Raw genomic sequence first — 4745 nt, 5'->3', positions numbered from 1 at the left:
GGCGGGCCGGTTCAACCGCAAGCTGCGGTTTGAGTCGTACTCGCCGGCCGAGATCGTCGAGATCGGGCACCGCTATGCCGCGCCGCGGGCGAGCCTGCTCGACGACGGTGCGCGGGAGGCTTTTTTGGCTGCGGCCACCACCATCCGCAACTACACGACTCCCGGTGGTCAGCACGGGATCGACGCCATGCAGAACGGCCGGTTCGCCCGTAACGTCATCGAGCGCGCCGAGGGGTTCCGCGACACCCGGGTCGTCGCCCAAAAGCGGGCGGGCCGGCCGGTGACCGTCGAGGACCTGCAGATCATCACCGCCGCAGACACCGAAGCCGCCGTGCACAGCGTGTGTTCGGACAACCGCGATATGGCCGCAATCGTCTGGTAGACGGGTGCCGCTAGGCGACAGGGTGCGCGCTGCCCGGGAATCTGCCCGTGGCTTGGAAGATGACCCGTCTGGCGATTTCGACGGCGTGGTCGGCGACCCGACTTGGCTCAAATTGGTGCGCATCAAATTGGTGCGCACGTCAGCGGGGATCTTGATGAGGGCCGTGGGTGTCGGGTCGGCGGCGGTGCGGGCTTGGTTGTCGGCGTTGATTGACACGATCCGATAGCAGCGGGTAGCGGAAACGAAATTCTCTATGCCCCAACCTGTTTGAGCTTCGATATGATGCTGCTAACCAATCTAGTTGGTTGTCGGCGGTGGCTGGGGCTGGAAGGGGTCATACCACCACCAGTCGGCGCGCTCGCCGGTGGGCCCGGGACATGGCGCGACAGCGGGCGGGGGACGGTTCGGCGGGCGGGCGAGCGATCCGGTACGGAGTGGTTGGCCGCAGCTATCAGTCACGGTGAGGTCGGCCGCGGGTCCGGTGATGGTGATGACGCCCCGATGGTGCAACCGGTGATGATACGGGCATACCAGCACCAGGTTGAACAACTCGGTGGGACCGCCGTCCTCCCAGTGCCGGATGTGGTGTGCGTGCAGACCGCGGGTGGCGCCACACCCGGGAACCGCGCACGTGGGATGGCGGTGTTCGAGCGCGCGGCGAAGCCGCCGGTTGATCAGCCGCGTCGCTCGCCCGGCGCCGATCAGCTCGCCGGCACGTTCGAACCAGACTTCACAAGTGGCATCACAGCTCAGGTATCGGCGTTCGGCGTCGGACAGCAGCGGACCCAGATGCAGCGCCGCGGCGCGCTGCTCCACGTCGAGGTGCACCACCACGGTGGTGTGCTGCCCGTGTGGCCGGCGGGCCGCCTCGGCGTCCCATCCGGCCTCCACCAGGCGCATGAACGCCTCGACGGTGCCCGGCAACGGCGGCGCGATATCTGATGTCCGCTCGCGGTCCTCGCGATCGAGTTTCCACTCGGCGAACAGCGCATCACGATGCGACGCCAGTGCCGCGTCGAACTTCGCCGCGTCGGGGTGCGGAAGTTTGATCCGCCAACAGGTGAACTCCTCGTCGCAGGTCTTGGTGATCGAGGACTGCGGTTCGGGTCGAGGATCGGGTTCGGGTCGCGGTTCGAGTTTGACGGCGGTGCGCAGCTGGTTGACCGTGGCGACCGCCGCCAGCTGCGCGTAGTGCTCATCGGATCCCTCGCCCGCCCGCGCCGCGATGACGCCGAGCTGATCCAGCGACAGCCGGCCCTCCCGCATGCCTTGGGCGCAGCGGGGAAACTCCTCCCACCGGCGCGCCACGGTGGTGATCGTGTGAGCGTTTCCCGATGACGAGCCGATCTTCCAGGCCACCAACGCCGCCACCGACCGCGCACCCGTAGCACCGCACAACTCGTCGCGATCCATCTCGGCGACGATCTCCACAATGCGCCCATCAATCGCATTGCGCTGACCGGTCAACTCCGCCAACTCCTCGAACAACCCCTCAAGACGCTCGGCAGGGCCGACCGCCGCGACAGGCGCTGCGCTCAAGGACATACCGTCATCATCGCAGCCGGGTCCGACAAATCTCGGCCGCCCAAAACCGCGTCGCGGTGTGACCGTCATCATTGGCCAAGAGGGACAGCCTGATTGGCCCAAACGCTCCCCACCGCAGCCATCAGCACGGCCACCTACGCTCCATCATGCGCCCAACCACGGTGCTCGACTGGGATGCGATCCACGTCGCGAAAACCGCACCATCTACACCGCGGACGCGCCGAAGGCGGTCTCCACGACGCGCACATTGGCCACCAGGGCAGCCCCGGCCCCCGACTTTAGTGCGCACAACCCAGCAGCCCAAAACCGCAAACAACAGGTCATCCCGCTGCGACTACCGCGAACCCCGAATCGTGAGCCAGTCAGGTGGTAGACGGGTGCCGCTAGCCGACGGGGTGCGAGGCGCCTGGAAATCTGCCGGTGGCTTGGAAGATGACTTGCCTAGCGATTTCGACGGCGTGGTCTGCGAAACGTTCGTAGAACCTGCCCAGCAGCGTCACATCGACCGCAGCGGCCACGCCGTATCTCCATTCGCGGTCCATCAGCTCGATGAATAGCCGGCGATGCAGGTCGTCCATGGCGTCGTCTTCGTCGTTGATGCTGCGGGCCTTGTCGGGGTCGCCGGTGCGCAACACGTCCTGGGCGGCGTTTCCCAATTCGACCGCGACGCGGCCCATCTCAGCGAAGTAGTGGTCGACCTGCTCGGGTACGACGTGTTCGGGGTGGCGGCGGCGGACGATCTTGGCGACGTGTACCGCCAGACCGCCCATGCGTTCGACATCGGCGCACACCCGGATTGCGGCGACGACGGCTCGTAGGTCGCCGGCGACCGGGGCCTGGAGTGCCAGCAGCACGAACGCGGACTCTTCGGCGGCGCCGCACATCTGCGCGAGCTGGCCCTGGTCAGCGATGACCTGTTCAGCCAGCGCCAGATCGGCCTGAAGCAGGGTTTGGGTGGCGTTCTGCATCGCCACGCCAGCTTTTCCGCACGTATCACCCAGCTGCTCATTGAGGGCGGCGAGCTGCTCCTGATAGGCCGTGCGCATAGCCCTAGGCTACGTCTGACCAGGTCGTGGTGCCTATCTCGGTCCAAACCGGCGCCAAGCCGCGTTCGCCCGCCGGGCTGTTTCGGCCTAGCGTTCGCACGGCCCGGGGGCGGCCGCTGACAGACGAAACCCCCGACTCCGTACTTCCTGCGAGCAGGCAGTGGAGGATTGCGGCTAGCCCCAATGCCTGCTCATGGCGGGCGAGCCATCCTGGCGGTAATCCGGTGGGCCGCGAGCTGGCGTTTGCTCACACAATCACCCCAACCTTGGGCCACCGGAACAACCCTCCGGTGGCCCGTTGTTCGTTAACCCTGACTCCGTCGTCGCGGGCCACCGGAGAACCCAAGGAGAAGCATGCTCGACAAAATTATCGACCGGTGGATCAGGTGGCGATACTTCCGGTGGGAAGTCCGCATCGCGGATGAGTGGGAGCGTCGCTTAGCGGCGCAAAAGCTGCGCGGCGACACCCAATGCTGATACTAAGCGCCACTGTGCTTCTCGGCCTGGCGGTCGCTCGCTACAAGCTGAAGGGCTTGAACCGCGACAAGGGGCTGCGGGATAAGCCGCTAACGGACGACCAGCCTGGCGATTGATTAGCGTTAGGAGCTAAGTTGGAAGATCTTCAGGCTCTCCTCGCGGAGCTACGGCAGGCCCGAGAGTGTGGTGACTGGCTCTCGGCGGCTCTCATCGAACACGAATTGAACTGTCTGCTGGACTCAGGTAGCGAGTAGCCGCGCTCCGTAAACCGTTGTGCCACCCCGACGCCGTGGCATAACTGGCACAAGGGATCAGCAAAATCTGAAGGTTGGGTCCACCGACGCCTAGTCCGGCGGTGCGAATGCGACACTGACCGGACCCCGTGGACCGGACCCCGTGGACTGGTCCACGGCGAACGAGCGTCGTTCATTGGGCGTAATTGTAAATGTAAGTCTCAACCAGATTTTCGCAGGGGAGAGAGGCCCGGCTTTGCATGAAGTGTCCGGCCAGACCCCCAGGGGGGGTCCCCCCCAGGCGACCGAATTTTCAAGTGAATCAAGCAGACTGGAGAAACCATGCGCTGCAAGCAAAACGATTACATCCGCCGGGCACACACGTCCGGCTTGTGCACGACACACTATAGACGCTTGCGATCTGGGCGGGACATGGACGCCCCGATCAGACGTTACGTGCGGCACCAACAAGGTGCGCATAGGGATTACGAGGCGGCGAGTATCGAGAGCGTTAGGCCGAAGCGGAAGAAGCCTTTCGAAGCTGAGTACGCGCTTCTCGCTGAGTTGGGACTTGGTCGCAACTGAGGTGGCGCATCGAGCTGGAGAACCTGACGTTACCGGGTCGCTGCATCCCGCCGTCCTGGATGCTCAGCCCTGAATGGGTAGACCCGGAGAGCCAACAGCCCCTCAGCGAGATTTTTCGCGCTGTTTGACGTTCGGCTCGAATCGGAATACGGCGAGCCGGCCCGCCAGTGCCTCGAATTCGTCGGCCGTTCCTTCGCGCACCATCCCCGAGCGCTTCGCGAACGCCACACCGACCGGCACTTCGGTTGAAAACGCCCGCAGCACCGGGCGCGCTTCCTCGGCGTCGAGTTCGACGATCCTGACTTCGCGTGACCGCCGGCCCCGGCTCAGCGTGCCGGTGCCCGCAGCCCGGGCGTTCGCCGCCCAATCGGCGCCCGGGTAGCCGGCGACCACGTAAAGGCCACCCCGAAATTCAAACGGCGTCATCGGCGTGCTGCGCGGCTGACCGGACTTGCGGCCGGGCACCGTCAGCACCAT

4 protein-coding genes and 1 pseudogene are annotated in these 4745 nt (G+C 65.4%); 2 read left to right on the top strand and 3 right to left on the bottom strand.

The window, feature by feature from the left end; all coding sequences use genetic code 11:
• A pseudogene (locus tag JWP83_RS00775) lies at positions 1-382 on the top strand (type VII secretion AAA-ATPase EccA); the annotation flags it as partial.
• A 297-nt stretch (positions 383-679) separates the two neighbouring features.
• Here JWP83_RS00775 and JWP83_RS00770 read toward each other — a convergent pair.
• Both JWP83_RS00770 and phoU read right to left on the bottom strand, forming a co-directional pair.
• On the bottom strand, positions 680-1927 hold the full coding sequence (locus tag JWP83_RS00770) for an HNH endonuclease signature motif containing protein (RefSeq protein ID WP_297724685.1): 1248 nt from the start codon (positions 1925-1927) through the stop codon (positions 680-682).
• 383 nt (positions 1928-2310) lie between these two features.
• Entirely contained in the window at positions 2311-2973 is a 663-nt protein-coding gene (phoU, locus tag JWP83_RS00765; protein WP_297724682.1) for a phosphate signaling complex protein PhoU, read from the bottom strand.
• A 354-nt stretch (positions 2974-3327) separates the two neighbouring features.
• Between phoU and JWP83_RS00760 the strand changes: the two genes are divergently transcribed.
• Complete coding sequence (locus JWP83_RS00760; RefSeq protein ID WP_297724679.1) at positions 3328-3450, top strand: hypothetical protein; 123 nt, start codon at positions 3328-3330, stop codon at positions 3448-3450.
• Between the two features lie 920 nt (positions 3451-4370).
• On the opposite strand, the gene JWP83_RS00755 is transcribed toward JWP83_RS00760, so the two are convergent.
• Positions 4371-4745, bottom strand: a 375-nt coding sequence (locus tag JWP83_RS00755; protein WP_297724676.1) for a nitroreductase family deazaflavin-dependent oxidoreductase, incomplete at its 5' end; no start/stop codon positions are given.

Source organism: Mycobacterium sp. (assembly GCF_025965855.1).
In the GTDB taxonomy this organism is placed as follows: Bacteria; Actinomycetota; Actinomycetes; order Mycobacteriales; family Mycobacteriaceae; genus Mycobacterium.
This window is presented reverse-complemented; position numbering and strand designations above follow the sequence as displayed.